Annotated in this window: 6 protein-coding genes; 1 reads left to right on the top strand and 5 read right to left on the bottom strand. The window is 65.8% G+C overall.

Annotated features, from left to right (window positions below):
• Positions 1–159: 159 nt before the first annotated feature.
• The 5 genes from Q8N40_RS01690 to Q8N40_RS01670 form a co-directional block, all read right to left on the bottom strand.
• Positions 160–642 carry a (2Fe-2S)-binding protein gene (locus Q8N40_RS01690; RefSeq protein WP_305710573.1) on the bottom strand — a complete coding sequence of 161 codons (483 nt, stop codon included), beginning with the start codon at positions 640–642 and terminating at the stop codon, positions 160–162.
• Positions 643–646: 4 nt separating this feature from the next.
• On the bottom strand, positions 647–1,516 hold the full coding sequence (locus tag Q8N40_RS01685) for a xanthine dehydrogenase family protein subunit M (protein WP_305710572.1): 870 nt from the start codon (positions 1,514–1,516) through the stop codon (positions 647–649).
• 257 nt (positions 1,517–1,773) lie between these two features.
• Positions 1,774–2,031, bottom strand: coding sequence for an acyl carrier protein (locus Q8N40_RS01680; protein ID WP_305321308.1), 258 nt, complete (start codon positions 2,029–2,031; stop codon positions 1,774–1,776).
• Positions 2,028–3,209 (bottom strand): dihydrolipoamide acetyltransferase family protein, encoded by a 1,182-nt coding sequence (locus tag Q8N40_RS01675; RefSeq protein WP_305710571.1) that lies wholly within the window; start codon positions 3,207–3,209, stop codon positions 2,028–2,030. Before Q8N40_RS01675 ends, Q8N40_RS01680 begins: the two co-directional genes overlap by 4 nt.
• Before the next feature lie 3 nt (positions 3,210–3,212).
• The gene (locus Q8N40_RS01670) at positions 3,213–4,166 is read right to left on the bottom strand and encodes an alpha-ketoacid dehydrogenase subunit beta (RefSeq protein ID WP_305710570.1); all 954 of its coding nucleotides are present in this window, start codon (positions 4,164–4,166) and stop codon (positions 3,213–3,215) included.
• Here Q8N40_RS01670 and Q8N40_RS26640 point away from each other — a divergent pair.
• A partial coding sequence (locus Q8N40_RS26640; protein ID WP_371135589.1) for a DUF1501 domain-containing protein occupies positions 4,114–4,297 on the top strand: 184 nt, incomplete at its 3' end. The genes Q8N40_RS01670 and Q8N40_RS26640 overlap by 53 nt on opposite strands.

Genomic DNA, 4,297 nt, shown 5'->3' with positions numbered 1-4,297 from the left:
ATTTGATGCGGGCGTGCGGATGCGGGCTGCGCAGCACCTTGCCCCAGATCATGCCGGGCATGTTGGTATCGGCGGCGTAGGCCGCGCGGCCGGTGACCTTGTCGGCGCCGTCGGGCCTGATGGTGCTCTGGCCGATCCACTTGTTGTTGGTAACGACGTTCATTGCGCTGCCTCCCGCATTTCATCGGCGGTTTCCATCACCGCCCGCACGATCTTGTCGTAACCGGTGCAGCGGCAAAGATTGCCGGCCAACCAGAACCGGACCTCTTCCTCGCTCGGCTTCGAATTCTTCCGCAGCAGCGCATCGGAGGCGATCAGCATGCCCGAAGTGCAGATGCCGCATTGCAGGGCCGCCATTTCCAGGAATTTCTGCTGGAGCGGATGCAGCTTGTCGCCGTGGGCCATGCCCTCGATGGTCTGCAACTGGTGGCCTTCAGCCTCGACCGCCAGCATCAGGCAGGAACAGACCAGCCGGTCGTCCAGCGTGATGCTGCAGGCGCCGCAATCGCCGGAGGCGCAGCCTTCCTTCGAGCCGGTGAGGCCGAGCGGCCCGCGCAGCGCGTCGAGCATGGTGTCGGACGGCTCGCAGAGAAACTCCATCGGCTCGCCGTTGATGGTGGTGGATACGTGCAGCTTGGCCATGATCCTAATTCCCTCCGGCGCGCTTGGCGGCGATCGCAACCGTGCGCTTCAACAACACGCCGGCAACCTTGGTGCGGTAAACGATAGTGCCGCGCTTGTCGTCGATCGGACGGCAGGCGGCGGAACAGGCGGCGGCCGCGGCCTTCAGTGCCGCGTCGTCGAGCTTGCTTCCAATCAAAGCCCTGGCGGCCGCCTCGACCAGCAGCACGGTCGGCGCGACCGCGCCGAGGCCAACGCGGGCGGCGGTGCAGACGCCGTCCTTGATGGTGAGGCTGACGCCGACGCCAACCACGGCGATGTCCATTTCGGTGCGCGGGATCATGCGCAAGTAAGCGTCGCTCGACCCCTTCGGGCGCGGCGGCAGCGTGAAGCTGACCAGGATTTCACCAGGCTTGAGGTTGGTGCGGCCCGGACCGGCCGGCACGTCTTCCACCTTCATCTCGCGGCGGCCGCCCGGGCCCTGCAGCGTGGCAATGGCACCGGCGGCGACCAGAGCCGGCACGCTGTCACCGGCCGGCGAGCCGTTGCAGAGATTGCCGCCCGCCGAGGCGCGGCCCTGGACCTGGATGGAGCCGATCAGGTTGATCGCCTCCAGCAGGCCGGGCCAGACCTTGCCGAAGCGCGGATGCTCTGCCAGCACCGCACCCGGAACGGCGGCGCCGATTCGAAAACCGCCATCGGCGGTCTCCTCGATCGCGGTCATTTCGGCGATTTTCTTGATGTCGACGATCACGCCCGGTTTCACCGCGCCGGAACGCATTTGCACCAGCAGATCGGTGCCACCCGCCAGGATGCGCCCGGCGCTCCCGGCTGACGCAAGGGCCTTGATGGCTTCGTCGAGCGTGGCAGGCGCCAGATATCGGAGTTCGGTCATTCGTTTCCCTCATCTGCCGGCCGCCGGTGATTGTTGGCTCACCTTGCCCAGGCCCGCAGAGCTGAGAGCCTACACGGGCAGAACCAATTGGAACAGCCTTCGCGACCCGCTCCGGCGGCGGGCTCCCATGCGCCATTGCGCACCAAAGCGGACCCGCGCCCGCACCGATCGAACGCCATTGGGTTGTCCCGGGGACAATCGGACCGTTTGAGTGTGCCGATTCGGGGCTTCTTCCGGGCCCGCGCACCCGTGGCCCTTTACTTCTTGATCGGCCCGAGGCGTGCCGCGATGTAGGCGACCGCCCCGTCGAGTGTGACGAGCTTCGGATAGTCGAGTTCGGGGATGTCGACGCCGAGGCGATGGTGGATGGCGGTGATGAAAGTCAGGAAATCCATGGAGTCGATGTCCAGGGCTTCACGCAAGTCCCCGGCAGGATCGATCGCCGCCAGATCGATTTCGGGGGCGATATTGTTGAGTTCTTCCTTGACCGCTTTGCGGATGTCGAGGTCATTCATAGCTTGTCGGGCTCCTGCAGCAGCCTGCCGATCTCGGCCAGGAACAACGCACCGGCATGTCCGTCACTGACCCGATGGTCGGCGGACAGCGTGATGGTGACGAGCGAACGCGGTCCGATGGCGCCGTCGATGACCCATGGCCGCGTCACGATCCTGCCGAAGCCGGCGATCGCCACCTGCGGCGGATAAATGATGCCGTACAGTGTTTCGACGCCGCGTTCCCCCAGACTCGTCACCGTGATCGTCGGATCGGAGATCTCCGAACTGCGAATGCGACCGGCACGGGTACGCTGAACGAGGTCACGCATGCGCGCCATCAGCTCGTCGAGCGGGATTCGATCGGCGTCATGCAGGGCCGGCGCCGCCAGCCCGCCCCCGCGAATGGCGATCGCGACGCCGACATGCACGGCGCTCGACGGTTCGAATTTGCCCTCACGATAAAAGCCGTTGAAGGCAGGGAAGCGGCGCGCAGCCAGGGCGACCGATCTGATCATGAGCGCGCCGATCAGCAGACGGTGGTCGGGCGCTCGCCCCGCATTGATGCGGACCAGCCATTGCTCGCTGGCGGTGACGTCGACATGGTGCTCGAGATAATAATGGGGAATTTCCCGTTTCGATCGCGCCATGGCGGCGGCGATCGCCGTTCGCATGGCGTCGAGATCGAGCCCGGGCGCGGGCTTCCTGTCCGGTGGCGCAACCGTCACGCCGGGAGGGCGCTCGACGTCGGCAAGGACGATCGCCCCCGCCGGACCACTTCCAGTCACCCTTGATAGATCGATGCCGTGCGTCTCGGCGAACCGCCGCGCCGCCGGCGACACCCGTGCGCGTGCTACGCAAGCCGACGCGACCGGCGGCGGCGGCGCTGGCGATGGCGATGGCGGCGATGGCGGCGCAACGGGCGCCGGCATCGAAGGCGGAGCCGGGGGGGCAGCGGTTTCCCCGCCTTCGGTTTGAATCAGTGCAAGCGGCGTCCCGACCGGCACCTTGGTGTTGAGCCCGACGAGAATCCGCTCGATCTTGCCAGCCTCGAAGATTTCGATCTCGATCGCGCCCTTCTGGGTCTCCACCACTGCAACGATGTCGCCACGCTTGACCCGGTCGCCGGGTTTGACCAGCCATTCCACCAGCGTGCCCGCTTCCATGTCGGCGCCGAGGGAGGGCATGCGGAATTCGGTCACAGTCTATGCCCGCCCAAGCACGGCTTTGGCAGCCGCGACGATGTTGGAGACCTGCGGAATCGCCGCGCTCTCCAGATGCCGGGGATATGGAATCGGCACCTCCGCGCTGCATACGCGGCCGATCGGCGCGTCCAGTTCCCAGAATGCCTGCTCGACGATACGCATGCCGATTTCCGCCGACAGGCTGCCGCTGCGCCAGCCTTCGTCGATGATGACCGCCCGGCGCGTCCTGGCGACCGACGCCATGATGGTCGCGTCGTCGAGCGGCCTCAGGCTGCGCAAATCGACCACCTCGGCATCGATATTATCGGCGGCGAGGACCGTGGCGGCTTCGAGCGTCTTCCACAGCGAACCGCCATAGGTGACGAGTGAAATATCGCGGCCGGGACGGCGGACGGCGGCCCTGGCGATGTCAACCGGACCGGCGTCCGCAGCCAGCATGCCGGTCATGTTATAGAGCATGACATTCTCGAAGATCAGCACCGGATCGGGATCCTGCAATGCTGTCCACAACATGCCGCGGGCATCCTCCACGGTTGCCGGCGTCAGCACTTTAATACCCGGAATGTGGGCATACCAGCCTTCGAGACTGTGCGAATGCTGGGCCGCAAGCTGGCGGCCGGCGCCGGTCGCCATGCGAATGACCAGCGGCACGCCGAACTGATCTCCTGACATGTGGCGCAGCGTGGCCGCCGTATTGAGGATCTGATCGAGCGCGAGCAGGCTGAAATTCACCGTCATCAGTTCGACGATCGGGCGCATGCCAGCCATCGCCGCACCGATGCCGGCGCCGGTAAAGCCGGATTCCGACAGCGGCGTATCGCGGATCCGTTCCGCGCCGAATTCCGCCAAGAGTCCCTTGCTCACCCCGTAGCACCCGCCATAATGGCCGACATCCTCTCCCATCAGAAACACGCGGTCGTCCCGGCGCATTGCATCGCGGATCGCCTCGCGCATCGCGTCGTATGAACTCGCCTACCGCATGCAGACGGCGGGCCCGGAACTGGTGGACTTCTCAAAGGAGTCGCCGGCCACGCTGGAAGCGTACGGCATCAACTCCGACGAGACGAAGCAGTTCGGACAGAACT

The sequence above is a fragment of the Bradyrhizobium sp. genome (assembly GCF_030693485.1).
In the GTDB taxonomy this organism is placed as follows: Bacteria; Pseudomonadota; Alphaproteobacteria; order Rhizobiales; family Xanthobacteraceae; genus Bradyrhizobium.
Note: the sequence above shows the minus strand (reverse complement) of the source record. Positions and strands in the feature narration are given on the sequence as shown.